Genomic DNA, 26021 nt, shown 5'->3' on the forward strand with positions numbered 1-26021 from the left:
TCTTGCTCTATTTGCGCAGCAGGCGCAAACCGTTGAACACCACCAACAGACTCACGCCCATGTCGGCAAACACGGCCATCCACATGGTGGCCATACCGAGGAAGGTTACCGCAAGAAAGATCGCTTTGATGACCAATGCCAGGGCAATGTTCTGCTTGAGGATGCTGGAGGTCTGGCGTGACAGGCGAATGAATGCCGGGATCTTGCGCAGATCGTCGTCCATCAGGGCGACATCCGCCGTCTCAATCGCAGTATCCGTGCCCGCAGCAGCCATCGCAAAACCAATCTCGGCGCGGGCCAGGGCAGGGGCGTCGTTGATTCCGTCACCCACCATGCCTACGTGATGCCCCTTGGCATACAGGGCTTCGATCGCCTTGAGCTTGTCCTCCGGCAGCAAGTTGCCTTGCGCTTCGTCGATGCCGACCTGGGCCGCAATGGCACTGGCGGTGTGCGGATTGTCGCCGGTGAGCATCAAGGTTTTGATGCCCAGCTCATGCAATTCCCGAATCGCTTCGCGGCTGGTTTCCTTGACGGTGTCTGCTACCGCGAAAAGCGCCATCGGACCTGAGTTGTCGCACAGCAAGATGACCGTTTTACCCTGCTCTTCCAGGGCAAACAGCTTTTCTTCAAGGGCAGGCGAGCACAGGCCCAGCTCCTCTACCAGACGGTGGTTGCCCAAGTGGTAAAGCTTGCCGTCTATCTCGCCACGCACACCGCGACCCGCCAGGGCGGCGAAGTTATCCACAACGCTCAGTTGCAGGTTTTTATCCACAGCCGCCGTGGCGACCGCCAATGAGACCGGGTGATCGGAGCGCGAGGCCAGGCTTGCGGCCAACAACACGGCGCTGTCGGTGACCAACGGATCAAGGGGCAGGTAATCGGTTTGCACCGGTTTGCCGTGGGTGATGGTGCCCGTCTTGTCGAGCGCCAGAAAGTCGAGCTTATGGCCGCTTTCCAGGTACACACCGCCTTTGACCAAAATCCCCTTGCGGGCCGCTGCCGCCAGGCCGCTGACGATGGTGACCGGTGTCGAGATCACCAGCGCACACGGGCACGCCACAACCAGCAGCACCAGTGCGCGATAGATCCAGTCGAACCAGACGCCGCCCATGAACAGGGGCGGAATCACAGCCACTGCCAAGGCGAAAACGAACACCAGCGGGGTATAGATTTTCGAGAAGCTGTCGACGAAGCGCTGGGTTGGCGCCCGAGAGCCCTGGGCTTGCTCCACGGCGTGGATGATCCGCGCCAGCGTCGAGTTGTTGGCCGCTGCCGTCACCCGGTACTCCAGGGCACCGGCCTGGTTGATGGTGCCCGCGAAGACTTTATCGCCCACTGTCTTCTCGATGGGCAAACTTTCACCGGTGATCGGCGCCTGATCGATCGTCGAACTGCCCGCGATCACTTCGCCGTCAAGGCCGATCCGCTCGCCGGGGCGCACCCGCACGATAGCGCCAAGCGCGATGTCTTTGACCTCAAGCTCGATCCAGCTGCCATCCGCCTGTTGCACGGTGGCCTTGTCCGGTGCCATTTGCATCAGTCCGCTGATGGCATTGCGTGCGCGGTCGAGGGATTTGGCCTCGATCAACTCAGCCACGGTAAACAGGAACATCACCATGGCAGCTTCTGGCCACTGACCGATCAACACCGCGCCAGTCACCGCAATGCTCATCAACGCATTGATATTCAGGTTGAGGTTTTTCAGGGCAATCCAGCCCTTTTTGTAGGTGGTCAGGCCGCCGCTGAGGATCGACACCAAGGCCACCAGCGCGATCACCCACGTAGGCGCCGCATCGGTGAAGTGCAGGACTTCCGCCGCAAGAGCCCCCACACCGGCTACCGCCAGCGGCCACCAGTGTTTTTTGACGGGTGGCGCAGCCGGGGCCGCCTCTGCCCCGGACTCAATGGGGTCGGCCACCATGCCAAGGGATTTGATCGCCGCGATAATCGGTTCGGTCGACGGCAGGTCGTGGGTCACGCCCAGCACCCGGTTGATCAGGTTGAATTCCAGCTGCTGCACACCCGCCAGCTTGCCCAGCTTGTTCTGGATCAGCGTTTGCTCGGTGGGGCAATCCATTGCTTCGATGCGAAAGTTGCTCAGCCGAGCCCCCGCCGTAGGGGCAGCGCCGAGCTTGATCACGCTGGGGCCCGCCGCGGTCGAGCAGCAGCTGTGGCCATGACTCGCGTGGTCATGCTTTTTGCCATGATCGTGATCGTGATCGTGGTCGTGCTTGTGCGGGGTGTGAATGGAATCGCTCATCAGGTTGCGTCCGGAAAAGGTGCCTGTTGCCAAGTAAAGACCCTGTAGCCACTATAGGGTCAAGCAACCTTTCGGAGATAATCGCGATGAAAATTGGTGAACTGGCTAAATTGACCGATTGTCAGGTCGAAACCATCCGTTATTACGAGCGCGAAGGGTTGCTGCCGGAGCCCGCGCGCAGTGAAGGCAACTACCGTTTATACACCCAGGCCCACGTGGAGCGGCTGACGTTCATCCGCAATTGTCGCAGCCTGGACATGACCCTCGAAGAAATCCGCAGCCTGCTCAACCTGCGCGACAGCCCGCAGGACCAGTGCGAAAGCGTGAACGCGCTGATCGACGAGCATATTCATCACGTCAAGGCACGGATCGACGGCTTGCTGGCCTTGCAGACACAACTGTTCGACCTGCGCCAACGGTGTGGCGAAGGGCCGAACGGGGAACATTGCGGAATTTTGCAGCAGCTGGAAGTCAGCGGATCGGTCAGCACGCCGGAAGGCGAGCCCAGCCATGTGGGCAGAAGCCACGGGCATTGACACCACCCTGTAGCCGCTGCCGCAGGCTGCGACAAGGGCCGAAGGACCTTCGCTCTTGAAAAAGCGCGACCCCTTCGGGCTCGATCGCAGCCTGCGGCAGCGACTACAGGGTTGGCGTTGAGGGTTTACACCGCCATCGGCGCGGTCATTGGCGCGTGGTGCTGATAGCCTTCGAGGCTGAAGTCGCTTGGCTCGATCAGGCCCAACCACTCCGGCTGGTACACGCCCGTCTTGGCGAATTCCGGCACGCGATCCGAGATCACCAGCTTAGGCATCGGGAACGGTTCACGGGTCAGTTGCTCATTGAGCATGTCCAGGTGGTTTTCATACACATGGGCATCGCCGATGAAGTAGGTGAACCAGCGTGGCGTGTAGCCGGTCAGACGGCCGATGAGGCTCAGCAGTGCAGCACCTTCGGTCAAGTTGAACGGTGTGCCCAGGCCCAGGTCGTTGGAACGGATGTACAGGGTCAGGGAAATTTCCCTGGTCTCGACATTCGGATGGAACTGATACAGCAAATGGCACGGCGGCAGAGCCATTTCGTCGAGCTGGGCGCAGTTCCAGCCGTGGAACAGAATACGGCGGCTGCCCGGGTCATTGATGATGGTGTCGACACACTGGCGCACCTGATCAATGGCTTTGTACAGCACCACGTAGGCCTGACCGTCTTCTTCACCTTCGGCGATCTGGCGATAGCCCTGGCTCAGGCACAACTCGATAGCCGCCTGGTTGCTGCGCTCGATTTGCTTGTAAGCCGGCCATTTACGCCATTGCACGCCGTAGATTTCGCCCAGGTCGTCTTCACCCTGGCGGAACGGGTTGGCCAGCCACTGCGCGTTTTCGTTGGCGTTCTGGTCCCACACCTTGCAACCCAGCGCACGGAAATCGGCGGCGCTGTTGACCGGACGCAGGAAGCCGCACATCTCGCCAATGGCAGATTTGAACGCCATGCGTCGGGTGGTGATGGCCGGGAAGCCTTCCTTGAGGTCATAGCGCAACATGGCGCCGGGCAGACTGATGGTCTTCACGCCGGTGCGGTTGGCTTGCAGGGTGCCGTTTTTGATGACGTTGGCAACGAGGTCGAGATATTGCTTCATGGTTTTCCTACCGTTTGAATGCAGGGCGTTGTGCGCCCTGCGATTCGAATTTAAAGCGCAGCTTTGTTAGCCGCTGGATCGCGGTGGTAAGCCCACCAGATCAGGAACAGGCCGCCCGCGATCATCGGGATGCAGAGAATTTGCCCCATCGTCACCCAGCCGAACGCCAGATAGCCTAGCTGGGCATCCGGTACACGGACGAATTCGACGATAAAGCGGAAGATGCCGTATAACAGGGCGAACATCCCGGACACTGCCATGGTTGGCCGAGGTTTACGCGAGTACAGCCAAAGAATCAGGAACAGTGCCACACCTTCCAGCGCAAACTGATAAAGCTGCGACGGATGGCGCGCCAGTTGCTGCGGGTCGGTAGGGAAGATCATCGCCCACGGCACATCACTGGCCTTGCCCCACAGTTCGGCGTTGATGAAGTTGCCGATGCGCCCCGCACCCAGGCCAATCGGCACCACAGGGGCGATAAAGTCCATGATCTGGAAGAACGATTTGCCGTTGCGCTTGCCGAACCACCAGACAGCCAGCATCACGCCGATCAGGCCACCGTGGAACGCCATGCCGCCTTTCCACACTTCAAAAATCAGCAGCGGGTTGGCGATGTAGGCGCTCAGGTCGTAAAACAGCACATAGCCCAAACGACCCCCGACAATCACACCCATGGCCACCCAGAACACCAGGTCGGAGAGTTTCTCCTTGGTCCAGGTCGGGTCGAAGCGGTTAAGGCGTCGCGACAGGATCAGCCAGGCAGCGCCAATGCCGATCAGGTACATCAAGCCATACCAATGGATTTTCAGCGGTCCGATGGCCAGTGCCACCGGGTCAATCTGCGGGTAAGGCAGCATTGCGACTCCTTGTTAGATCAGGAAACTCAAACCGACACAGAACAACAGTGCGGCAAACAGCCGTTTCAGCAGGCGTGGCGAAAGCTTGTGGGCCAGTCGCGCACCAAAACGGGCGAAAAACATGCTGGTCAGGGCAATCCCGAGCAGCGCCGGCAAGTAGACAAAACCGAGACTATGCGCGGGCAGGTCGGGGTTATGCCAGCCAATGATCATGAAACTTAATGCACCCACCAGCGCAATCGGCAATCCGCAGGCCGCCGAGGTGGCTACGGCTTGCTGCATCGGCACACTGCGCCAGCTCAGGAATGGCACGGTCAGCGAACCACCACCAATGCCGAAAATCGCCGAAGCCCAGCCAATCACGGTGCCCGCCAGGGTCAGACCGAGCTTGCCCGGCACCGTGCCGCTGGCCTTGGGCTGCAACCCCAGGGCCATTTGCACGGCAATCAACAGGGCGAACACGCCAATAATTTTCTGCAAGTGAGGACCGGCAATCGCTTCTGCCGTGATCGCACCAATACCCGCGCCGATCAGAATGCCCAGTGTCATCCAGACAAACAGCGGCCAGCGCACGGCGCCTTTGCGGTTGTGCTCACGAATCGAGTTGATCGAGGTAAAAATGATCGTGGCCAATGACGTACCCACGGCCAGATGGGTCAGCACCTCGCTGTCAAAACCCTGCAAGGTGAAGCTGAACACCAGCACCGGCACGATGATTATTCCGCCACCGACCCCGAACAGCCCGGCCAGCACGCCCGCAAAACCTCCCAGCACCAGATAGAGCAGAAATTCCATGACGCCCCCCAAATTTGATCCGCATGGTAACGGAGCAAGGGCTTTGGCTCCACTGCGCTGCAGTGGTATGGCGCGACCGGCCTGAGCAATCTATAAGTAGAGTGATTAAAAAAACATTAAGGACTGCCCATGTGTCTGATTGTCTTCGCTTGGCGCCCCGGCCATGCACAGCCTTTGGTCGTTGCGGCCAACCGCGATGAGTTTTATGCGCGCCCCGCCAAACCCTTTGCCCAATGGGCCAATACACCCCAGGTGTATGCTGGCCGCGACCTTGAGGCGGGCGGAACCTGGCTGGGGATTGGTGCTGACGGGCGCTTTGCGGCACTGACCAATATCCGCGAACCCCACAAGCCACCTTCGCGGCGTTCCCGAGGTGAATTGGTGGCGGACTTCTTGACCGGCAACCAGTCCATTGCAGAGTACTTCACGCAAATTGGGCGACGTTCCGTCGAATATGCTGGCTTTAACCTGCTTTTGGGCACCCGCGATCAACTCTGGCACTTCAACTCCAAAGACCTGGCGCCACAGCCGCTGGGCGAAGGTATTTATGGCTTGTCGAATGCCGGGCTCGACACTCCCTGGCCCAAGCTGATGAAGGCCAAGGCAGCGCTGGCCGAGGTACTCGACGACCCGCAACCGCAAGCCCTGCTGGCCTTGCTCAAAGACTCGCAAACCGCACCCTTTAGCGAACTGCCGGATACCGGTGTGGGGCTGGCCACAGAAAGCCTGCTGTCGAGTGTGTTCATTGCCAGTCCCAGCTACGGCACTCGCGCCAGCACGGCGCTGATCATCAATGCCGACGGTTCAAGGTTGGTTGTGGAGCACAGCTTCGGACCGCTCGGGGGGCGGCTGGGGGAAGTGAGGATAGAAGCCTGAGGGCATAAACCCTGTGGGAGCGGACTTGCTCGCGATACAGACACCACGGTCTGACTGATTGACCGAGTTGAATCTATCGCGAGCAAGCCCGCTCCCACACGTGGCCGCTTCTCAATACGGCTTGATTGCCGCCGGGTTCATCATCCGCGTCAGACCCATATTTTTCAGGGCCAGGTGGATGGTGCTGCGAATAACCTGCGGGTTGTCGATGGTCATCACTTCAGCCAACAGCTCCTTGGCGCGGCTCAGGCTGACCTGGCGCAGCATCCACTTCACTTTTGGCAGGTTGGTGGCGTTCATCGACAGGCTGTCAAAACCCATCGCCATCAGCAGGATCGCTGCCGCCGGATCACCGGCCATTTCACCGCAGATACTCGCCGGCTTGCCTTCAGCGTGGGCGTCGCGCACGACCGATTGCAGGGCTTGCAGTACGGCCGGGTGCAGGTAGTCGTACAAATCCGCGACCCGTGGGTTGTTACGGTCCACGGCCAGCAGGTATTGAGTCAGGTCGTTGGAACCCACCGACAGGAAGTCCACCTGGCGCGCCAGTTCCTTGGTCTGATAGACCGCCGCCGGGATTTCGATCATCACGCCAATGGGCGGCATCGGCACGTCGGTCCCTTCGTCACGCACTTCACCCCAGGCACGGTGCAACAGGTGCAAGGCTTCTTCGAGCTCATGGGTGCCGGAGATCATCGGCAGCAAAATGCGCAGGTTGTTCAGGCCTTCACTGGCCTTGAGCATGGCGCGGGCCTGAACCAGAAAGATTTCAGGGTGGTCGAGGGTGACGCGAATCCCGCGCCAGCCGAGGAACGGGTTGTCTTCCTTGATCGGGAAGTACGACAGTGACTTGTCGCCGCCAATGTCCAGGCTGCGCATCGTCACCGGTTGCGGATGGAAGGCGGCGAGTTGCTCGCGATAAATCGCCAACTGCTCCTTTTCGCTTGGAAAGCGCTGGTTGATCATGAACGGCACTTCGGTGCGGTACAGACCTACGCCTTCGGCGCCACGCTGCTGCGCACGCGCCACATCGGCCAGCAGGCCGGTGTTGACCCACAGCGGCATGCGATGCCCGTCCGGGGTGATGCACGGCAGCTCGCGCAGGGCGTCCAGCCCCAGGGACAACTGGCGTTCTTCTTCGACAACCTCGGCGTATTGCTTGCGCAACACTTCGCTGGGGTTGGTGTAGACCTCGCCGTGATAGCCATCGACGATCATCTGGATGCCGTCGACCTTGGAGTACGGCAGATCGACCAGGCCCATGACCGTAGGAATGCCCATGGCCCGTGCCAGAATGGCCACGTGGGAGTTGCCCGAACCCAGTACCGACACCAGGCCTATCAGCTTGCCCTCAGGCACTTCGCCGAGCATGGTGGCGGTCAGTTCTTCGCTGACCAGAATGGTGTTGTCGGGGTAGACCATGCTCTGCTGGCGATCATGCTGCAAGTAGGCCAGCAGGCGACGACCGAGGTCGCGCACATCCGACGCCCGCTCGCGCAGGTAATCGTCGTCCATCAATTCAAAACGGTTGACGTGATCAGTCACCACCTGACGCAGCGCGCCCTGGGCCCACTGACCGGTCTTGATGACATTTTTGACTTCGCTGCCCAGCGACGCATCGTCGAGCATCATCAGGTACACGTCGAACAGCGCCTGCTCTTCGGGGCGCAACTGCGTGGCGAGTTTTTTCGACACGGCGCGCATGTCGTTGCGCACGCCTTCGAGGGCTGTTTTGAACAGCGCGATTTCGGCAGGAATATCGGTGATGGCCTTGTCGGGCACCACGTCCAGATCCGCCGGAGGCAACATGACGACGGCAGTACCCACCGCCGCACCCGGAGAACCCGGCACGCCGACGAACTTGGCTTCCTGAATACCCTTGCCCTGACGGCCCAGACCGCGAATCGACCCCGTGGCTTCGGCATGGGCAATAACCCCTGCCAACTGGGCGCTCATGGTCACCAGGAAGGCTTCTTCACCCTCATCGAACTGGCGACGCTCCTTTTGCTGGATGACCAGAACCCCGACCACACGGCGGTGGTGGATGATCGGCGCACCCAGGAAAGAGGCATAGCGCTCCTCTCCGGTTTCGGCAAAGTAGCGATAGCGCGGGTGATCGGCGGCGTTTTCGAGGTTCAGAGGCTCTTCACGGGTGCCCACAAGGCCCACAAGGCCTTCGTTGGGCGCCATGCTGACTTTGCCGATCGAGCGCTTGTTCAAGCCCTCGGTGGCCATCAGGACAAAGCGGTTGGTCTCTGGATCAAGCAAATAGACCGAGCAGACCTGGCTGCTCATGGCCTCTTTGACGCGCAACACAATAATCCCCAACGCCGCCTTGAGATCCTTGGCGGAGTTAACTTCCTGGACGATCTTGCGCAGCGTATTGAGCATGGCTCGGGGTCGAACTCCGTGTCAGGCGCGCGTTAAAAGGCGCGGGGCAAGCTCTTTGAGAGCGCGACGGTAGACCTCGCGCTTGAATGTCACCACCTGGCCCAACGGGTACCAATAACTGACCCAACGCCAGCCATCGAACTCCGGTTTACCGGTCAAATCCATCCGCACCCGTTGCTCGTTAGAGACCAGGCGCAGCAAAAACCACTTCTGCTTCTGGCCGATACACAGCGGTTGGCTGTGGGTACGCACCAGTCGTTGCGGCAAACGATAACGCAACCAGCCTCGCGTGCAGGCGAGTATTTCTACATCTTCGCGTTCAAGGCCAACTTCTTCGTTCAGCTCACGGTACAAGGCGTCTTCCGGCGTCTCATCAGGGTTGATGCCTCCCTGTGGAAACTGCCAGGCGTCTTGATTGATACGGCGAGCCCAAAGTACCTGACCAGCGTCATTTGTCAGAATAATCCCGACATTAGGGCGGAAACCATCGGGGTCGATCACGGCAACAACCTCGCAAACGCATGTCACCGCATTGTTCCACAAAGGTTGTGAAAGCAGCAACGCGCCTTCCTGCCTTATGTGCACTCTTATTAAAAGACCGTATTCTTGTGGCCTTTTCTCAGGCAACTCAACGGGTAACCTCAATGCGTCTGGCTTTATTCGACTTGGACAACACCCTTCTGGGCGGTGACAGCGATCACGCCTGGGGCGACTACCTGTGCCAACGGGGCATTCTCGATGGCGACGCCTACAAGGCGCGCAACGACGAGTTCTACCAGGATTACCTGGCCGGCAAGCTCGACAACGCTGCCTATCTTAATTTCAGCATGGAAATCTTTGGCCGCCATGACATGGCGCAACTGGATCAGTGGCACCGCGAGTTCATGCGCGACTGCATCGACGGCCTGATGCTGCCCAAGGCCCAGGCCCTGCTTGCCAAGCACCGTGAAGCGGGCGACACGCTGGTGATCATCACCGCCACCAACCGCGTGGTCACGGCCCCCATTGCCCAGAAACTTGGCGTGGAACATCTGATTGCCACCGAGTGCGAAATCGTCGATGGCCGCTACACCGGACGCAGCACCGACGTACCGTGCTTCCGTGAAGGCAAGGTCACGCGCCTGAACCGCTGGATGGCCGAAAACGGCTACAGCCTTGAAGACAGCTACTTCTACAGCGACTCGATGAACGACTTGCCGTTGCTGGAGCAGGTTGACCATCCGGTGGCAGTGGACCCTGATCCAAACTTGCGAGCCGAGGCCATCAAGCGTGGCTGGGAAGTCATCTCGCTGCGCGACTGACACACAACCTGTGTGGGAGCGGCGGTGCGACGATTCGACTTGCTCGCGATAGGATCGCCGCGGTTTTTCTGCAAGACCGCAGTGATGCCATCGCGAGCAAGTGTTCTTAAACCGGCTTGGCGCCCATCAGCCCGGCAATGGCGATAAAGCAGACGGCACAAAAAATCGCCAAAACCAGCGTAAAGCCCGGATACCTGGCCATTCGTCCCAACCGCAGCCGGTTGAGGCGCACCACCAGCCACAACCAGCTCAAGCTGCCAAGCACATACAAACAGCTGCCCGCCAGTAACCACAATTGGCTCAGGGGCCAACCGGCCAAGTGCACCAGAAACCAGCCACTGACCGGCAACGCCAGCAAACACACCCCCATCAACGCCCAGACAAAGCTCCAGGGCCGCTGCACCAGCCCGCCCGACAGGTTCTTGTCCCCTGCACGCCAACGACGAATCACCAGGACCAGCAAGGCAATGGCGCTGACAAACAGCAGCAGTGTCGACACGCCATGCAGCAGTTTTAACGCTGTGAACGTTTCCATATGTTAATCCCTTGAGCCGTTCAATCAGCGTAGCGGCTATCAGCCAAGAAACAGCTGATAGGCCGGGTTATCGCTCTCATCCCAATACGGATAACCGATTTCCGCCAGTGCCGCCGGCACCAGATGGCGTTCGTCGGCAGGCACTTGCAGGCCCGCCATGACCCGACCATCGGCCGCACCGTGGTTGCGGTAATGGAACATCGAAATATTCCAGCGCCCGCCCAGCTTGTTCAGGAAGTTGAACAGCGCACCCGGACGCTCCGGAAACTCGAAACGGAACAGCAATTCATCACTGACCTTCGCCGCATGCCCGCCCACCATATGGCGGATGTGCAGCTTGGCCAGTTCGTTCTCGGTCAGGTCGACCACCGGAAAGCCTTGCTCTGTCAGGCTGGCCAGCAGTGCGCTGCGCGGGTCGTTTTCAGGATGAGTCTGCACACCCACGAAAATGTGCGCTTCGCTGCCGGTGTGGTAGCGGTAGTTGAATTCGGTGATTTGACGCTTGCCGATGGCCTGGCAAAACGCCTTGAAGCTGCCTGCTTCTTCTGGAATCGTCACGGCGATGATGGCTTCGCGGCCTTCACCCAGCTCTGCACGCTCGGCCACATGGCGCAAACGATCGAAGTTGACGTTGGCCCCGGAATCGATCGCCACCAGGGTCTGGCCCCGCACGCCCCGTTGCTCAACGTACTTCTTGATCCCGGCCACACCCAACGCGCCGGCAGGTTCGGTGATCGAGCGGGTATCGTCGAAGATATCCTTGATTGCCGCACAGATCTCGTCAGTGCTGACGGTGATCACTTCATCCACATAGTCTTTGCAGATGTCGAACGTGTACTGGCCAATCTGGCCCACAGCAACACCGTCGGCAAAAATCCCCACCGTTGGCAGTACCACGCGCTCGCCTGCCGCCATCGCAGCTTGCAGGCAGTTGGAGTCATCGGGCTCGACACCAATGATCTTGATATCCGGACGCAGATATTTCACGTACGCCGCAATACCGGCAATCAGCCCGCCACCGCCCACCGGGACGAAAATCGCATCCAGCGGCGCCGGGTGCTGGCGCAGAATTTCCATCGCCACGGTGCCCTGCCCGGCAATGGTGTGCGGGTCATCGTAGGGATGGACGTAGACGTAGCCTTTTTGCTCAACCAGTTGCAGCGAGTAGGCCAGCGCTTCCGGGAAGGAATCGCCGTGCAGCACCACAATGCCGCCACGGGAACGCACGCCTTCGACCTTGATCTCAGGTGTGGTTTTCGGCATGACGATAGTGGCTTTGACACCCAGTACCTTGGCCGCCAGGGCCAGGCCCTGGGCGTGGTTGCCAGCAGAGGCCGTGACCACACCGCAAGCGCGCTCGGCGTCGCTCAAGTGCATCAGCTTGTTGTAAGCGCCACGAATCTTGAACGAATACACCGGCTGCAAATCTTCACGCTTGAGCCAAATCTGGTTGCCCAACCGCTCAGTCAGCTGGTTGGCCAGCTGCAACGGGGTTTCTACGGCAACGTCATAAACACGCGAGTTTAGGATCTTCTTAACGTACTGTTCGAGCATCGGGAAGCTTCACTGGGCGGGTTGGCAGGGACCAAGGAGTCTACCCCAGCGTTTACGCGGGCGACCATACGAATCCAAAGGTTTTACATGCTTGGGTTATACTTGCGCCCTTCTGTTTGTTTAACCTTCCCGCCCCGGAGCCCGCATGACCCAGGATCAACTCAAACAGGCCGTAGCCCAGGCTGCAGTCGACTTCATCCTTCCAAAACTGGATGACAAGAGCATCGTCGGGGTCGGCACCGGCTCCACGGCCAACTGCTTCATCGACGCCCTGGCCCAGCACAAGGGCGCATTCGACGGCGCCGTGGCCAGCTCGGAAGCCACCGCTGCCCGCCTCAAGGGCCACGGCATTCCGGTGTATGAGCTGAACACAGTCAGCGACCTGGAGTTCTACGTTGATGGCGCCGATGAAAGCGACGAAAACCTGAACCTGATCAAAGGCGGTGGCGCAGCCCTGACCCGCGAGAAGATCGTGGCGGCCGTGGCCAAGACCTTTATCTGCATCGCCGACGCCAGCAAACTGGTTCCGGTATTGGGGGCGTTCCCGCTGCCGGTTGAAGTGATCCCGATGGCCCGCAGCCACGTGGCCCGCGAACTGGTCAAGCTGGGTGGCGATCCGGTCTACCGCGAAGGCGTGGTGACGGACAACGGCAATATCATCATCGACGTGTTCAACATGCAGATCATCAACCCGGTTGAGCTGGAGCGTCAGATCAACGCCATTGTTGGCGTCGTGACCAACGGCCTGTTCGCCGCCCGCCCGGCTGACCTGCTGTTGCTGGGTACGCCTGAAGGCGTCAAAACCCTGAGCAAGTAACTGCAAAACTTGTAGCCGCTGCCGCAGGCTGCGATAAGGACCGCAGGGCCTTCGCTTTTAAGCAGGGTCGCTGCGTCGCAGTGGCGCACCAAACCCATCGCAGCCTGCGGCAGCGACTACAAATCAGGTTTTTTTGAACACGTAAAACAAATTCGGCTCACTCACCACGTACACCGTCCCGTCTTCGTCCATGGCCACACCTTCTGCCTGCGGCACTGACTTCTTCAGGCCATGACGGCCCTTTTTCAGCGACAACACACTGATCGGGCGCCCCTCCAGGTCCAGCTCCAGCAACAACCTGGACTCATCCGACAGCGCCAGCAAATGCCCGGTGCGTTCGTCAAACTGCAAGCTCGACAAATCCCGCACAAACAATCGCGCATCACGTCGCGGATTGGTCACCACATGGGTGGCGTAAGGTTGCTGCGCATTGGCCTGAGGAAAGCCGCGCACCTCATAAATCAACATCGGGTCGCGCTCCTTTGCCACAAACAGGCGCTTGCCCACAGAGTCATAGGCCAGGCCTTCAAAGCCCTTGTTGCCCGACCGGTTGATCCCCAGCGTCAATTGCTCCGCATCTTTGGCATCCAGCACCTGGGTGCTGTCATCGATCCTTACCTTGATCAGCCGCTGTTGACGCTCATCGGTGATGACGTAAGTGTTCTCGCCAATAAACTCAACGGCCTCGGCGTCGCCAAACCCGACCAGCGCGATGCGCCGCAAGAGACGACCATCGAGGGACAGCTCGACCAACTCGGCTTTTTTATTGGTGACGGTGAACAGGCTTTTGCGCAGCGGATCGTAGGTCAGGGCCGACACATCGTCCTCAAGCCCCTCGATCACCTTGCCTTGCAGCACGGCGCGGTACTCGCCCAGATTGATCGCAGCCGGATCGGCGGGTTGCCACAGCTGGCTGGCCTGAAACCAGGCTCGTTCAAAGATTCGAAAGTGTTGCGCGGCGAATCCGGCGGCCACAAGAGCCACGAGCATTACACCCAGAACAAGAGCAAAAGGACGGCTGACACGGCGCATTGAGGTCGAACTCTAAAAAATCAGGCAGGAGAAATACCACCACTGCCTGAACTCAACCTTAACCCTCAATACACAACGTGTCTGGCGCGCAAGACGGCTGGTTACCTGGCCTTTTTCTCGAAACGATAAAACAGGTTCGGCTCGCTCACCATGTAGAGCGTACCGTGCTCATCGATCGCGACCCCTTCGGCCCGGGGAATGGTGTTCTTGAGACCGTTGAAACCGCCGAGCAAGGTCATGAAACTGACTTGCTCGCCCAGCTCATCAAGTTCAAGGAGCATGTGCGAATCAGCCGACAGCACCAGTGTGTGCCCCGTGCGCGGGTCAATGCTCAGGGCAGACAGATTGCGCAGATCCAGTTCATCGCTGGGTACTTTTTGCTTGCTTCCGGTGAGTACCTGGCCGCCATCGCTTTTCCATACAAACAACTGCGGCGGACGCTCCTCACCCAGCAACAGCTGCTGGCGGCGGGGATCCCAGGCAATGGCTTCAAACGCCTTGTTCTGGTTTTTCGACGGGCCCAGGTCGTACTTGGGGAAGTCGGCAATGTTCAAGGTTTTGGTGTCGGCATCGATATTAACGATGCTCAGCATGTGCTCACGCTCGTCAACAATGGCCAGCAGACCGTTTTCCATCACCGTCAGGCCTTCGGGGTTGCTCCAGCCCACCAGAGGAATTTTACGCAGCACATCGCCATCAAGGGTCAGCTCCACCAGGAACGGATTCTTGCCCATCACCGAAAACAGCGTTTTGCTCAGCGGGTTATAAGCCAGATCTGATGCTTCGTCCTTTTCCATCCCCGGCAGCACCTTGGCATCAATCACCACGGTGTAGTCAGGCAGCCACACACTTTCGTTCTGCTCAGACGGGCTTTCAAACCGTTCCAGCACCCACAATGCACCGCGGTCATCCCAATGCATGATCGACGCCAGTCCATAGAGCAATGCGCCAAGCAGCAATAACCAGTAATACCAGCGCATGCGCAAGCGAGAGGACTTGGGGAGAGGCGGAATCAACTGAGGGTCTGTTGCCATTTGAGTGGGCTTCCATGAGATTTGGCTGATGCTGGACATCACAAAGCGGGCAAACCGACTGCCTCGCGCGCAATGATTATGCAAAAGGCGTGTGAAATTAATAGTAAAAATGCCAAAAAACTTGATGGCACTGGTCCTTGCTGATTGAACGAGTGCCATTGATCGAAAGCGCGGTTCACTTCACAGGTATAAAAATAGACGCCCATCCACTCTCGGGCCTGACTCTCTATAACTTTTAGTACCCCACAGACACTAATACCGAACAACTAGCACTTGCCTTTCATTATCTACACGCTCTACCAGTAGGAGATTTCCGAATAACCCAAAGACATTCACACGCATTCCATTCTCCCTTGACACTCAGACTTCCAGGCTCTTATCTAATAAAACAACCGGCTCGGCTGACTTACTGAAGTAGTTATATATCGATCGCCTACTGTGCAGCTAACACCAGCCACCACGCACATTCATCGCAGGCCCTTCATCACACGGCACCAGGCCCGGAGCTCGCCTGTGCGACGCCTGTCGCCCACTGACCAGCCAGAAAGGAATCTTTTATATATGCCCTTTACCTCATGCATAAACAAACTTGCGCCTCCCGCACTTTCCAACCCTGAAAAAAACACGATCTGCGCACGGGCCGCTGAACATTTGCTTATCACAATAACGCCTTATAAAAACATGGAGGAAGGCGACCTCGTCGAGTTGTTTTGGGACGGCTGTTATGTAACCTCGCAGAAAATTCTAAACACTGACATTGGCCACCCTGTGCTGTTAAGAGTGCCTCAAAGTTTTATTCAAAGTGGCTCGGCACGTCTTTATTACCGTGTGATGCATATCGGCAGTACCCCTGCTCTTTCTGCCCAGCTCAAGGTCTTTGTCAAACTTGACTGCCCGGGCGGGGAAGCCGTCGGCGATGAAAATCAGGGCCTCGCCCCACTCATCATTCCCGAGCCCATCCAGCGTTACGGGGTTAACTCCAGCCAGATGAGACGCGGCGTACCCGTGACCATCGAGCCCTACCGCAACATGGCCTGCGAAGACGCGATCACCCTGCTGTGGGGCGACGTACGCCTGGACCTGCCCAAACTGCGCCAGGTGGATATCGACAAGCCTGTGGGCGTGTTCGTCCCCCCACACATCATTCAGGAAGCCGGTGAAGACTCCAAACTGGAAGTCACCTACTGCGTGATCGACCGTGCTGGCAACAATTCGCGCTGGGCGCCCGCACGAATACTCAAGGTAGGCGCCCCAAAACGCTATCTAAAGCCCACGCCACGGGAGGCACTGCACGCGGCAGAGACACACCCCGACTGGCGCAGCTAGGGCCGGGGACGCAATGGAATCATCTATTTATATTCCTAAAAGTTAGTTCTTTTAATTTTTATACTCGATTAGGGTATATAGACCGGACCACCGGACTCTCTGCTTTTATCCGCGCCGCTCAAGCGGCGCTCCCATGAAACGTGAGGTAGGTATGGTCCGTAAAACAATCACCCTTGTGCATAACGCCAGGGCATTGAGTGCAGCCAAGGAGCGGTACTAATGTCCAATCTGGCCAATGCACACCTGCAAAGCGACCAGGATGTCGCGCCTCTGTTGCTGGCAGCGCAGGTTCTGCGCACCGACAACGAAGCCCTTGAAGCCGCCCGCGCGCTGGCTGCCAGCGCACGGGAACACGCGGGCAAACGCGACCAGCAACGCAAGCTGCCGTGGTCGCATATAGAAGCCTTTACCCGTAGTGGCCTGGGAAGTATCTCCATTGGCCGCGAGTTTGGCGGGCCCAAGGTGTCATTCGTGACCCTGGCCGAAGTGTTCGCGATTATTTCTGCTGCCGATCCGGCGCTGGGGCAGATCCCGCAGAATCAGGTCGGCATTCTCAGCCTGATCGCTGCCACGGCCACCCAGGCGCAAAAAGAACAACTGTTCGCCAGCGTGCTGCAAGGCTGGCGCATCGGCAATGCAGGTCCCGAACGCGGCAGCAAAAACACCCTCGACCTGAAGGCCCGGATCACCGCCGATGGCGACGATTTCGTCATCAACGGTCAAAAGTTTTATTCCACCGGGGCCCTGTTCGCCCACTGGATTGCGGTAAAGGCAATCAACGATCACGGCAAGCCGGTCATGGCCTTTGTTCGTCGCGGCACACCGGGCTTGCGCGTTGTCGATGACTGGTCCGGATTTGGTCAGCGCACCACCGCCAGCGGCACCGTACTGCTCAACAATGTTCGAGTTGAAGCCGAACTGGTGGTCGACAGTTCGCGCCTCAACGATGCACCCAATATTCAAGGCGCGGTGTCGCAGTTGATCCAGGCGGCCATCGATCTGGGTATTGCCCGGGGCGCCATCGCCGACACCATCAGTTTTGTGCGCGAACGCTCACGCCCGTGGATCGACGCCAAGGTCGAACGCAACAGCGATGACCCTTACGTGATCGCCGACATCGGCAAGCTGCACATTGAGTTGCACGCCGCCGAGGCCCTGCTGCGCAAAGCCGGTCGCGTGCTGGACGAAGTCAGCGCCGCTGCGATTGACGCTCCCGCCGCTGCCCGCGCATCCATTGCCGTGGCCGAGGCCAAAGTGTTGACCACCGAGCTGTCGTTGCTGGCCAGCGAAAAGCTCTTCGAACTCGCCGGCAGCCGCGCCACCCTTGCCGAATTCAACCTCGACCGCCACTGGCGCAACGCCCGGGTGCATACCCTGCACGACCCGGTGCGCTGGAAGTACCACGCCATTGGCGCTTACCGCCTCAACGGCACCTTGCCTGCCCGGCATTCCTGGATCTGACCCTGGAGACACCCATGTCACTGATATCCAAACAGGTCCCGGTTATCCACAGCGATGCCGAGGCCCTGAGCGTAGCCCGTGAGCTGGCGGCGCATTTCAAACGCGACAGCGCCTTGCGCGATCGTGAGCGACGCCTGCCTTTTGATGAGCTGGAACTGTTTTCCCACACCGGCCTGTGGGGCATCACCGTGCCCAAGGCCTACGGCGGTGCCGGTGTGTCCAATGTCACCCTGGCCCAGGTTGTCGCGTTGATCGCTGCGGCCGATGCCTCGCTGGGGCAAATCCCGCAGAATCACTTTTATGCCCTTGAAGTTCTTCGGGTCAATGGCACTCACGAGCAAAAGCAGCGGCTGTATGCCGAAGTGCTGGCCGGGCAACGCTTCGGCAATGCCCTGGCCGAAATCGGCACCAAGACTGCACACGATCGCACCACCCACCTGGCCAAGGCCGAACACGGCTATCGCATCACCGGCCGCAAGTTCTACGCCACCGGCGCACTGTATGCGCAGCGGATTCCAACCTCGGTGGTGGACGATAACGGTATCCAGCACCTGGCATTTGTCCACCGCGACAGCGACGGCCTGAGCGTGATCGACGACTGGAGCGGCTTTGGCCAGCGCACCACGGGCAGTGGCTCGGTGGTATTCGACAACGTATCGGTCGCCGCCCAGGACGTGATCCCGTTTCAAAGCGCCTTCGAGCGTCCGACCCCGGTTGGCCCGCTGGCGCAAATTCTGCACGCCGCCATCGACACCGGTATTGCCCGCGCCGCCTTTGAAGACGCCCTGAATTTTGTGCGTACCAAAACCCGGCCCTGGATCGACGCCACCACCGATATCGCCAGCGAAGACCCCCTGACCCTGAAAAGCTTCGGCCACTTGAGTGTGCGCCTGCATGCTGCCGAGGCCCTGCTGGAGCGGGCCGGGGAATTCCTCGACAGCGCCCAGACCGACACCAGCGCCAGCACCGTGGCTGCCGCCTCGATAGCCATCGCTGAGGCGCGAGCCCTGAGCACTGAAATTTCCCTGGCCGCGGGCAGCACTCTGTTCGAGCTGGCGGGCAGCCAGGCCACCCTGGCCGAACACGGTCTCGACCGCCACTGGCGCAATGCCCGGGTCCATACGCTGCATGACCCGGTGCGCTGGAAGTACCACGCCGTGGGCAACTACTACCTCAACGATGCCAACCCGCCACTGCGGGGGACCATTTGATGAGTAAAAAGAAGATCCTGATCAATGCCTTCAACATGAACTGCATTGGCCATATCAATCACGGGCTGTGGACGCACCCACGGGACAATTCGACCACCTTCAACACCCTGGAGTACTGGACAGAGCTGGCTCAGCTATTGGAACGAGGACTGTTTGACGGGCTGTTCATCGCTGACATCGTGGGCGTGTACGACGTTTATCAACAGTCGGTTGATGTCCCCCTCAAAGAGGCGATCCAGTTGCCGGTCAACGACCCGCTGCTGCTGGTTTCGGCGATGGCTGCCGTCACCAAAAACCTCGGCTTTGGCCTGACCGCCAACTTGACCTACGAAACCCCGTATTTATTCGCGCGCCGCATGTCGACCCTGGATCACCTGACCCGCGGCCGCGTAGGCTGGAATATTGTCACTGGCTACCTCGACAGCGCAGCCAAGGCCATGGGCCTGACCGAGCAAGTCGAGCACGACCGTCGCTACGATCAGGCCGATGAGTACCTGCAAGTGCTTTACAAGCTCTGGGAAGGCAGCTGGGAAAACGACGCCGTGATCAATGACCCGGTGCAGCGCATCTACGCCCGGCCCGACAAGGTTCACAAGGTCAAACACGACGGTGAGTTCTATCAGGTGGAGGGGTATCACCTCTGCGAACCGTCGCCCCAGCGCACCCCGGTACTGTTTCAGGCGGGCAGCTCGGATCGCGGGCTGGTATTTGCCGGGCGCCATGCCGAGTGCGTGTTTATCAGTGGCCAGACCAAGGCCGCCACCAAAGCCCAGGTCGACAAGGTTCGCGCCAGCGCCGTGGCGGCGGGTCGCAACCCTGACGACATCAAATTGTTCATGGGCCTCAACGTGATCGTTGCACCGACCGAGGCACAGGCGCAGGCAAAGCGTGACGAGTACTTGCGCTATGCCAGCGCCGAAGCGGGAGTGGCGCACTTTTCCAGCTCCACGGGCATCGACTTTGCCGACTATGAACTGGACGAGCCGATCCAGTACGTGAAGAGCAACGCGATCCAGTCGGCGACCAAAGTGCTGCAAAACAATGACTGGACCCGGCGCAAGTTGCTCGAACAGCACGCGCTGGGAGGGCGCTACATCACCCTGGTGGGTTCGCCGGAACACGTGGCTGATGAACTGGAGTCGTGGATCGCAGAAACCGGCCTCGATGGCTTCAACCTGACCCGCATCGTCACCCCTGAAAGCTACGTCGATTTTATCGACCTGGTGGTACCCGAACTGCAACGCAGGGGCTCCTATAAAACCGCTTATGACACCGGCAGCCTGCGGCAAAAGCTGTTTGTCGACGGGGATGCGCACTTGCCACAACGCCATACCGGCGCGGCTTACAGATATCAAGACCTGTAGTCGCTGCCGCAGGCTGCGATCAGGCCTGCGGGGATTTCGAGAAAACGGGTTGCAGAGCAACCCTTCGCAGCCTTCGGCAGCGACTACAGGGTTTGAATTCCGACTATTTGACTGAGAAAACACCATGAACAAAAAACACGCACTGGTTCTGGCCCTCGGGCTGTTTAGCGGCCTCATCCACGCAGCCGACAAGCCCCTCAAGGTCGGCACCACCGCCGCTTTCGCCATCCCGCTGGAAACCGCAGTGGCCGAGGCCGACAAGCAAGGGCTCAAGGTCGAACTGGTGGAGTTCACCGACTGGATCGCACCTAACGTCAGCCTGGCCAGCGGCGATATCGACGTGAACTACTTCCAGCACATCCCCTTTCTGGAAAACGCCAAGGCCGCTGCCGGGTTTGACCTGACGCCTTACGCCAAAGGCATCATCAACAACGTGGGCCTGTATTCGAAAAAATACAAAAGCCTCGACGCCTTGCCTGAAGGCGCCACTGTCGCCATCGCCAACGACCCGATCAACAGCGGGCGCGGCTTGCAACTGCTGGCCAAGGCCGGGTTGATTACCCTCAAGCCCGGCGTCGGTTACAAGGCCACCGAAGAAGACATCATCGCCAACCCGAAGAAGATCAAAATCCTGCAGGTTGAAGCCGTGCAACTGGTACGTGCCTACGACGATGCCGATCTGGTTCAGGGCTACCCTGCCTACATCCGCCTGGCCAAAACCTTTGATGCCGAGTCGGCGTTGCTGTTCGACGGCATCGATCACCCCGAGTACGTGATTCAGTTCGTGATCCAGCCTAAAAACAAGGACGACCCGCGCCTGGCCAAGTTCATCGACATTTATCAGCACTCCCCCGTGGTCAAGGCCCAACTGGATAAGACCTACGGCAACCTGTACCAACCCGGCTGGGGAGGCTGATCATGAGCGTGGCCATTGCTCGCGAGCGGCTCGATCAGCCGCAGCCCAGCGCGAACCACACCGAGCTGCACCCCGAGCTGAGCCACGCCCATGTGCGTTTTATCGGTATCGGCAAAACCTATGACGGCCGCCAGGGCCCGGTGGATGCCCTCAAAGGCATCGACCTGGCGATTCAACGGGGTGAAATATTCGGCATTATTGGCCGCAGCGGCGCGGGCAAGTCGTCGCTGATTCGTACCATTAACCGCCTCGAACATCCCAGCAGCGGACGCGTGCTGATTGACCAGGTGGATATCGCCGGTTTTGACGAAGACACACTGGTCGCACTGCGGCGCAAGATCGGCATGATTTTCCAGCACTTCAACCTGATGTCGGCCAAGACCGTGTGGCAGAACGTCGAACTGCCGCTCAAGGTGGCGGGGGTTCCCAAGCTGCAACGCGAGCAGAAAGTCCGCGAACTGCTGGAGCTGGTCGGCCTGCAAGGCAAGCACACGGCCTACCCGGCGCAGCTTTCGGGCGGGCAGAAACAGCGTGTCGGCATTGCCCGGGCGCTGGTTCACGACCCGGCGATTCTGCTCTGCGACGAAGCCACCTCGGCGCTGGACCCCGAAACCACGCAGTCGATTCTGGGCTTGCTGCGCGAAATCAATCAGCGCCTGGGCCTGACCATCATCCTCATCACCCATGAAATGGCTGTGATTCGGGATATTTGCCACCGCGTAGTGGTGCTTGAGCAAGGCCGGGTGGTGGAGCAAGGGCCGGTGTGGCAAGTGTTTGGCGACCCGCAGCACGATGTCAGCAAAACCCTGCTCGCGCCGCTGCAAGACACCCTGCCCGAAGCCCTGCAAAAGCGTATTTGCGCGCAACCGCTGTCTTCGCAATCCAGCGTGATCCTGCGTCTGCGCTTCACCGGCAACCAGGCGCAAGAGCCGGATCTTGGCGCGTTGTTCAGCGCCCTGGGTGGGCAGGTGCGACTGCTGCACGGCGGTGTCGAGCACATCCAGGGCCATGCCCTGGGCCAACTGCTGCTCAGCGTGACCAGCACGTCGCTGGGCGCGGACGAACTGCGCAAGCGCGCCGGTCAATGGGCACAACAGGTCGAGGTGGTGGGTTATGGGATTTGATCGTTTATGGCAGGGGGTGATCGACACCTTCTTGATGGTCGGTGTGTCTTCGCTGATCGCGCTGATCCTGGGTATTCCGCTGGCGGTGATTCTGGTCACCAGCGGCAAGGGTGGTATTTACGAGGCCCCTACGCTGAACAAGGCATTGGGTGCGTTCGTGAATCTGTTTCGCTCAATTCCCTTTCTGATTTTGATGGTGGCGCTGATCCCGTTTACCCGCCTGATTGTAGGCACTACCTACGGGGTCTGGGCTGCAGTCGTACCACTGACCATCGCGGCTACACCGTTTTTTGCCCGGATTGCCGAAGTCAGCCTGCGCGAAGTTGATCACGGATTGATCGAAGCCGCCCAGGCGATGGGCTGCAAGCGTCATCACATCATCTGGCATGTGCTGTTGCCCGAAGCCTTACCCGGTATCGTCGGCGGTTTTACCATCACCCTGGTGACCATGATCAACTCTTCGGCAATGGCTGGCGCGATCGGTGCAGGCGGGTTGGGTGACATTGCATACCGCTACGGCTATCAGCGCTTCGACTCGCAAGTGATGTTGACCGTGATCGTATTGCTGGTGATTTTGGTGGCCGTGATCCAGCTCGGCGGCGACCGCCTGGCCCTGGCACTGAACAAACGCTGAGGTATAGTCGGCGGCCTGACTGACGCCGACTGAGCCTGCGATGACCCTCGATCCAAAGACCCTCGAACAGATTGCTGCCATCACACTTGGCCACTATCAACAGAGTGCCGAAGGCTTCCGTGAAGGCACCCGCGACCACGACGTGAGCCAGAACATCAACGCTCTGCTGCGGCATATCCAGGGCAGTTCGCCGTTTTCGATTCTGGATTTTGGCTGTGGTCCGGGTCGCGACCTGCAAACCTTCACCCGGCTGGGTCATGTCGCGGTCGGGCTGGACGGCACCGAGCGTTTCACCCAAATGGCCCGCGAGGACAGCGGCTGCGAAGTGTGGCACCAAGACTTTCTCAAGCTTGATTTGCCCGCTGAGCGCTTCGACGGCATTTTTGCCAACGCCTCGTTGTTCCATGTGCCGACCCAGGAACTGGGCCAGGTACTGGGCAAGCTGCACGCCACCTTGAAACCCGGAGGTGTACTGCTCAGTTCCAACCCTCGCGGCGACAACCGTGAAGGCTGGAACGGTGAACGTTATGGCGCTTATCACGATCTGGAGAACTGGCGTGCGATGCTGGTGGCAGCCGGTTTTGCCGAACTTGAACACTACTATCGCCCGGCGGGCTTGCCCCGTGACCAGCAGCCGTGGCTGGTGAGTGTGTGGCGCAAGCCCGCTGCACAAGCCCTGTAGTCGCTGCCGAAGGCTGCGAAGGGTTGCGGAGCAACCCGTTATTCTGAATTTCACGCGACCCTCAACGCAGCCTTCGGCAGCGACTACAGTGCTGTAAACGGTGTGATCTTAGCCAAAGAACCAGTAGCACACCAAAATAGCGGCCACGACACCCGCCAGTTCAGCCAGCAAGGCGCAGCTCACCGCATGCCGGGCTCGCTGGATACCCACGGCACCGAAGTACACCGCCAGCACATAGAAGGTGGTTTCAGTACTGCCCTGCACCGTGGCCGCCACCAGCGCCGGGAAGCTGTCCACACCCTGGGTCTGCATGGTTTCGATCAGCAACGCCCGTGCAGCACTGCCCGAGAAAGGCTTGACCATCGCCGTGGGCAAAGCGTCGACAAAACGGGTGTCCCACCCCAACCACTCGACCACATGACGAATGCCGTCCAGGCCAAAGTCCAGGGCCCCGGATGCCCGCAACACCCCCACTGCACACAGCATCGCCACCAGATATGGCAGCAGGTTTTTTGCCACGTCGAAGCCTTCCTTGGCCCCTTCAACGAACGCTTCGTAAACCTTGACCTTGCGCAAGGCGCCAATCACCAGAAACAACATGATCAGCCCAAACAGGGTGAGGTTGCCCAGGATCGAGGACAGGCTGGCTAGCGCCGTGGCCGACAGGGTCGCCAGCAGCGCCATGAAGCCGCCCAGGATCAACGCGCCAGGCACCAGGTACGCCAGCACCACCGGGTCCCACAGCCGCAGGCGCTGCACCACGGCGACCGATAGCAGCCCGACCAGGGTTGAGGCACTGGTCGCCAGCAGGATCGGCAGGAACACCAGCGTCGGGTCAGGAGCCCCTTGCTGGGCGCGATACATAAAGATGGTGACCGGCAACAGGGTCAGGGACGAGGCGTTGAGCACCAGGAACAGGATTTGCGCATTGCTGGCACTGGTCGGACTCGGGTTGAGTTCTTGCAGGGCGCGCATGGCTTTGAGGCCGATGGGAGTGGCGGCGTTGTCCAGCCCCAGGCCGTTGGCGGCAAAGTTAAGGGTGATAAAGCCCAGCGCCGGGTGGCCGGGCGGGACTTCCGGCATCAGGCGCTTGAACAGCGGCCCCAGCGCCCTGCCCAGCCAGTCCACGATCCCGGCCTTTTCGGCAATACGCAAAAAGCCCAGCCATAACGTCAGTGTGCCGAAGAGCAAAATCATCACTTCGACCGACAACTTGGCCATGGCGAAGATGCTTTCCACGATCGCGGAGAAGATCCCCGCATTGCCTCCCACCAGCCATTGGGCGAGCGCCGACACCGTAGCGACGACGAAAAAGCTGAGCCATAGGCCGTTGAGCATCAAGAAAACTCCTGGAAGATGGTGCGAATGATAGCGGCCTACCCCCAGAAACAACAAACCCCGGCCTGGGCCGGGGTTTGTGGGAGTTGCACTACCAGGCGAGGTTACTCACCTTTTGGCAGGGCTTCCTTGCTGCGCCAGTGCGGCAGCGAGTTCCAGTAGCGCTCGCCCTTGGCGTCGTCGTACATGCCTTCCCAACGGGAGATCACCAGTACCGCCAGGGCGTTACCGATCACGTTCAGGGCCGTACGGGCCATGTCCATCACACGGTCAACACCGGCGATAAAGGCCAGACCTTCCAGCGGGATACCCACGCTGCCCAGCGTGGCCAGCAGCACCACGAAGGACACGCCCGGCACACCGGCGATGCCTTTGGAGGTGACCATCAGGGTCAATACCAGCAGCAGTTGCTGGCTGAGCGACAGGTCGATGCCGTACAGCTGAGCGATAAAGATTGCCGCGATGCTCTGGTACAGGGTCGAACCGTCAAGGTTGAACGAGTAGCCGGTCGGTACCACAAAGCTGCAAATCGCTTTCGGTGCGCCGTAGGCTTCCATCTTCTCGATCACGCGCGGCAGCACGGTTTCGGAGCTGGCGGTGGAGTAAGCCAGTACCAGTTCGTCCTTGAAGATGCGCATCAGCTTGATCACGGAGAAGCCGAACAGCTTGGCGATCAGGCCCAGTACCGCAAAGGCGAAGAACAGGATGGCCGCGTAAACCAGCACCACCAGCTTGGCCAATGGCACCAGGGAGGCGAAGCCGAAGTTGGCGACGGTCACGGCGATCAGGGCAAACACACCGATTGGCGCGTAGTTCATGATCATGTGAGTGACTTTGAACATCGACTCGGACACGCCCTGGAAGGTTTTCACCAGCGGGT

24 protein-coding genes are annotated in these 26021 nt (G+C 59.5%); 12 read left to right on the forward strand and 12 right to left on the reverse strand.

Going from position 1 to position 26021, the window contains the following annotated elements; all coding sequences use genetic code 11:
• Window positions 1-7: 7 nt before the first annotated feature.
• Window positions 8-2260 carry a heavy metal translocating P-type ATPase gene (locus AACY07_RS21270; RefSeq protein ID WP_339477326.1) on the reverse strand — a complete coding sequence of 751 codons (2253 nt, stop codon included), beginning with the start codon at window positions 2258-2260 and terminating at the stop codon, window positions 8-10.
• 86 nt (window positions 2261-2346) lie between these two features.
• Between AACY07_RS21270 and cadR the strand changes: the two genes are divergently transcribed.
• Window positions 2347-2796 (forward strand): Cd(II)/Pb(II)-responsive transcriptional regulator, encoded by a 450-nt coding sequence (cadR, locus tag AACY07_RS21275; protein ID WP_339477329.1) that lies wholly within the window; start codon window positions 2347-2349, stop codon window positions 2794-2796.
• 125 nt (window positions 2797-2921) lie between these two features.
• Here cadR and AACY07_RS21280 read toward each other — a convergent pair whose 3' ends face one another.
• The 3 genes from AACY07_RS21280 to AACY07_RS21290 are packed head-to-tail and all read right to left on the reverse strand — an operon-like array spanning window position 2922 to window position 5545.
• Entirely contained in the window at window positions 2922-3893 is a 972-nt protein-coding gene (locus AACY07_RS21280; protein WP_219262684.1) for a thymidylate synthase, read from the reverse strand.
• A gap of 50 nt (window positions 3894-3943) precedes the next feature.
• Window positions 3944-4750, reverse strand: coding sequence for a prolipoprotein diacylglyceryl transferase (lgt, locus tag AACY07_RS21285; RefSeq protein WP_339477333.1), 807 nt, complete (start codon window positions 4748-4750; stop codon window positions 3944-3946).
• Window positions 4751-4762: 12 nt separating this feature from the next.
• Entirely contained in the window at window positions 4763-5545 is a 783-nt protein-coding gene (locus AACY07_RS21290; protein ID WP_339477335.1) for a sulfite exporter TauE/SafE family protein, read from the reverse strand.
• 129 nt (window positions 5546-5674) lie between these two features.
• Here AACY07_RS21290 and AACY07_RS21295 point away from each other — a divergent pair, with 129 nt between their 5' ends.
• Window positions 5675-6421, forward strand: a complete 747-nt coding sequence (locus AACY07_RS21295; RefSeq protein WP_339477337.1) for an NRDE family protein — start codon at window positions 5675-5677, stop codon at window positions 6419-6421.
• A gap of 111 nt (window positions 6422-6532) precedes the next feature.
• Here AACY07_RS21295 and ptsP read toward each other — a convergent pair whose 3' ends face one another.
• On the reverse strand, window positions 6533-8812 hold the full coding sequence (gene ptsP, locus AACY07_RS21300; RefSeq protein WP_133075125.1) for a phosphoenolpyruvate--protein phosphotransferase: 2280 nt from the start codon (window positions 8810-8812) through the stop codon (window positions 6533-6535).
• A gap of 21 nt (window positions 8813-8833) precedes the next feature.
• On the reverse strand, window positions 8834-9313 hold the full coding sequence (locus AACY07_RS21305) for an RNA pyrophosphohydrolase (protein WP_019828104.1): 480 nt from the start codon (window positions 9311-9313) through the stop codon (window positions 8834-8836).
• Between the two features lie 143 nt (window positions 9314-9456).
• On the opposite strand from AACY07_RS21305, the gene AACY07_RS21310 reads away from it, so the two are divergent.
• Entirely contained in the window at window positions 9457-10113 is a 657-nt protein-coding gene (locus tag AACY07_RS21310) for an HAD family hydrolase (RefSeq protein ID WP_133075124.1), read from the forward strand.
• 106 nt (window positions 10114-10219) lie between these two features.
• On the opposite strand, the gene AACY07_RS21315 is transcribed toward AACY07_RS21310, so the two are convergent.
• Window positions 10220-10648, reverse strand: a complete 429-nt coding sequence (locus AACY07_RS21315) for a DUF2269 family protein (protein WP_133075123.1) — start codon at window positions 10646-10648, stop codon at window positions 10220-10222.
• A 39-nt stretch (window positions 10649-10687) separates the two neighbouring features.
• On the reverse strand, window positions 10688-12202 hold the full coding sequence (ilvA, locus tag AACY07_RS21320; RefSeq protein ID WP_133075122.1) for a threonine ammonia-lyase, biosynthetic: 1515 nt from the start codon (window positions 12200-12202) through the stop codon (window positions 10688-10690).
• A 145-nt stretch (window positions 12203-12347) separates the two neighbouring features.
• Between ilvA and rpiA the strand changes: the two genes are divergently transcribed.
• The gene (gene rpiA, locus AACY07_RS21325) at window positions 12348-13019 is read left to right on the forward strand and encodes a ribose-5-phosphate isomerase RpiA (RefSeq protein WP_133075121.1); all 672 of its coding nucleotides are present in this window, start codon (window positions 12348-12350) and stop codon (window positions 13017-13019) included.
• Window positions 13020-13142: 123 nt separating this feature from the next.
• Here the strand turns inward: rpiA and AACY07_RS21330 are convergent, their stop codons facing one another.
• Both AACY07_RS21330 and AACY07_RS21335 read right to left on the reverse strand, forming a co-directional pair.
• Window positions 13143-14051: an SdiA-regulated domain-containing protein gene (locus tag AACY07_RS21330; RefSeq protein ID WP_339477341.1), complete on the reverse strand. Its 909-nt coding sequence runs from the start codon at window positions 14049-14051 to the stop codon at window positions 13143-13145.
• A gap of 101 nt (window positions 14052-14152) precedes the next feature.
• Window positions 14153-15085 carry an SdiA-regulated domain-containing protein gene (locus AACY07_RS21335; protein ID WP_339477343.1) on the reverse strand — a complete coding sequence of 311 codons (933 nt, stop codon included), beginning with the start codon at window positions 15083-15085 and terminating at the stop codon, window positions 14153-14155.
• A 780-nt stretch (window positions 15086-15865) separates the two neighbouring features.
• Between AACY07_RS21335 and AACY07_RS21340 the strand changes: the two genes are divergently transcribed.
• From AACY07_RS21340 to AACY07_RS21375, 8 genes are all read left to right on the forward strand, one after another.
• Window positions 15866-16411 carry a hypothetical protein gene (locus AACY07_RS21340; protein WP_445261394.1) on the forward strand — a complete coding sequence of 182 codons (546 nt, stop codon included), beginning with the start codon at window positions 15866-15868 and terminating at the stop codon, window positions 16409-16411.
• A 219-nt stretch (window positions 16412-16630) separates the two neighbouring features.
• The gene (locus tag AACY07_RS21345) at window positions 16631-17872 is read left to right on the forward strand and encodes an SfnB family sulfur acquisition oxidoreductase (RefSeq protein WP_219262689.1); all 1242 of its coding nucleotides are present in this window, start codon (window positions 16631-16633) and stop codon (window positions 17870-17872) included.
• Window positions 17873-17886: 14 nt separating this feature from the next.
• Window positions 17887-19083, forward strand: coding sequence for an SfnB family sulfur acquisition oxidoreductase (locus AACY07_RS21350; protein WP_339477345.1), 1197 nt, complete (start codon window positions 17887-17889; stop codon window positions 19081-19083).
• Window positions 19083-20447, forward strand: a complete 1365-nt coding sequence (locus tag AACY07_RS21355) for an LLM class flavin-dependent oxidoreductase (RefSeq protein WP_133075116.1) — start codon at window positions 19083-19085, stop codon at window positions 20445-20447. The genes AACY07_RS21350 and AACY07_RS21355 overlap by 1 nt, the downstream gene beginning before the upstream one ends.
• Window positions 20448-20571: 124 nt before the next feature.
• Window positions 20572-21363: a MetQ/NlpA family ABC transporter substrate-binding protein gene (locus AACY07_RS21360; protein ID WP_326425017.1), complete on the forward strand. Its 792-nt coding sequence runs from the start codon at window positions 20572-20574 to the stop codon at window positions 21361-21363.
• A gap of 2 nt (window positions 21364-21365) precedes the next feature.
• On the forward strand, window positions 21366-22487 hold the full coding sequence (locus AACY07_RS21365; RefSeq protein ID WP_339477349.1) for a methionine ABC transporter ATP-binding protein: 1122 nt from the start codon (window positions 21366-21368) through the stop codon (window positions 22485-22487).
• A complete protein-coding gene (locus AACY07_RS21370; RefSeq protein WP_261740514.1) occupies window positions 22477-23121 on the forward strand; it encodes a methionine ABC transporter permease in 645 nt (214 codons plus the stop codon). The genes AACY07_RS21365 and AACY07_RS21370 overlap by 11 nt, the downstream gene beginning before the upstream one ends.
• A gap of 40 nt (window positions 23122-23161) precedes the next feature.
• The gene (locus AACY07_RS21375; protein ID WP_339477351.1) at window positions 23162-23803 is read left to right on the forward strand and encodes a class I SAM-dependent methyltransferase; all 642 of its coding nucleotides are present in this window, start codon (window positions 23162-23164) and stop codon (window positions 23801-23803) included.
• Between the two features lie 108 nt (window positions 23804-23911).
• Here AACY07_RS21375 and AACY07_RS21380 read toward each other — a convergent pair whose 3' ends face one another.
• Window positions 23912-25141: a nucleoside recognition domain-containing protein gene (locus AACY07_RS21380; protein WP_133075112.1), complete on the reverse strand. Its 1230-nt coding sequence runs from the start codon at window positions 25139-25141 to the stop codon at window positions 23912-23914.
• Between the two features lie 104 nt (window positions 25142-25245).
• The coding region (locus tag AACY07_RS21385; protein ID WP_339477353.1) for a cation:dicarboxylate symporter family transporter at window positions 25246-26021 on the reverse strand (776 nt) is incomplete at its 5' end.

The sequence above is a fragment of the Pseudomonas sp. RL_5y_Pfl2_69 genome, from assembly GCF_963970465.1.
GTDB lineage: Bacteria > Pseudomonadota > Gammaproteobacteria > Pseudomonadales > Pseudomonadaceae > Aquipseudomonas.

Excerpts from the sequence above, each read along its gene's own strand:
- AACY07_RS21270 (WP_339477326.1), bottom strand. The coding sequence starts at position 2,260 with ATGAGCGATTCCATTCACACCCCGCACAAGCACGACCACGATCACGAT.
- cadR (WP_339477329.1), top strand. The coding sequence starts at position 2,347 with ATGAAAATTGGTGAACTGGCTAAATTGACCGATTGTCAGGTCGAAACC.
- AACY07_RS21280 (WP_219262684.1), bottom strand. The coding sequence starts at position 3,893 with ATGAAGCAATATCTCGACCTCGTTGCCAACGTCATCAAAAACGGCACC.
- lgt (WP_339477333.1), bottom strand. The coding sequence starts at position 4,750 with ATGCTGCCTTACCCGCAGATTGACCCGGTGGCACTGGCCATCGGACCG.
- AACY07_RS21290 (WP_339477335.1), bottom strand. The coding sequence starts at position 5,545 with ATGGAATTTCTGCTCTATCTGGTGCTGGGAGGTTTTGCGGGCGTGCTG.
- AACY07_RS21295 (WP_339477337.1), top strand. The coding sequence starts at position 5,675 with ATGTGTCTGATTGTCTTCGCTTGGCGCCCCGGCCATGCACAGCCTTTG.
- ptsP (WP_133075125.1), bottom strand. The coding sequence starts at position 8,812 with ATGCTCAATACGCTGCGCAAGATCGTCCAGGAAGTTAACTCCGCCAAG.
- AACY07_RS21310 (WP_133075124.1), top strand. The coding sequence starts at position 9,457 with ATGCGTCTGGCTTTATTCGACTTGGACAACACCCTTCTGGGCGGTGAC.
- AACY07_RS21315 (WP_133075123.1), bottom strand. The coding sequence starts at position 10,648 with ATGGAAACGTTCACAGCGTTAAAACTGCTGCATGGCGTGTCGACACTG.
- ilvA (WP_133075122.1), bottom strand. The coding sequence starts at position 12,202 with ATGCTCGAACAGTACGTTAAGAAGATCCTAAACTCGCGTGTTTATGAC.
- rpiA (WP_133075121.1), top strand. The coding sequence starts at position 12,348 with ATGACCCAGGATCAACTCAAACAGGCCGTAGCCCAGGCTGCAGTCGAC.
- AACY07_RS21330 (WP_339477341.1), bottom strand. The coding sequence starts at position 14,051 with ATGCGCCGTGTCAGCCGTCCTTTTGCTCTTGTTCTGGGTGTAATGCTC.
- AACY07_RS21335 (WP_339477343.1), bottom strand. The coding sequence starts at position 15,085 with ATGGCAACAGACCCTCAGTTGATTCCGCCTCTCCCCAAGTCCTCTCGC.
- AACY07_RS21345 (WP_219262689.1), top strand. The coding sequence starts at position 16,631 with ATGTCCAATCTGGCCAATGCACACCTGCAAAGCGACCAGGATGTCGCG.
- AACY07_RS21350 (WP_339477345.1), top strand. The coding sequence starts at position 17,887 with ATGTCACTGATATCCAAACAGGTCCCGGTTATCCACAGCGATGCCGAG.
- AACY07_RS21355 (WP_133075116.1), top strand. The coding sequence starts at position 19,083 with ATGAGTAAAAAGAAGATCCTGATCAATGCCTTCAACATGAACTGCATT.
- AACY07_RS21360 (WP_326425017.1), top strand. The coding sequence starts at position 20,572 with ATGAACAAAAAACACGCACTGGTTCTGGCCCTCGGGCTGTTTAGCGGC.
- AACY07_RS21365 (WP_339477349.1), top strand. The coding sequence starts at position 21,366 with ATGAGCGTGGCCATTGCTCGCGAGCGGCTCGATCAGCCGCAGCCCAGC.
- AACY07_RS21370 (WP_261740514.1), top strand. The coding sequence starts at position 22,477 with ATGGGATTTGATCGTTTATGGCAGGGGGTGATCGACACCTTCTTGATG.
- AACY07_RS21375 (WP_339477351.1), top strand. The coding sequence starts at position 23,162 with ATGACCCTCGATCCAAAGACCCTCGAACAGATTGCTGCCATCACACTT.
- AACY07_RS21380 (WP_133075112.1), bottom strand. The coding sequence starts at position 25,141 with ATGCTCAACGGCCTATGGCTCAGCTTTTTCGTCGTCGCTACGGTGTCG.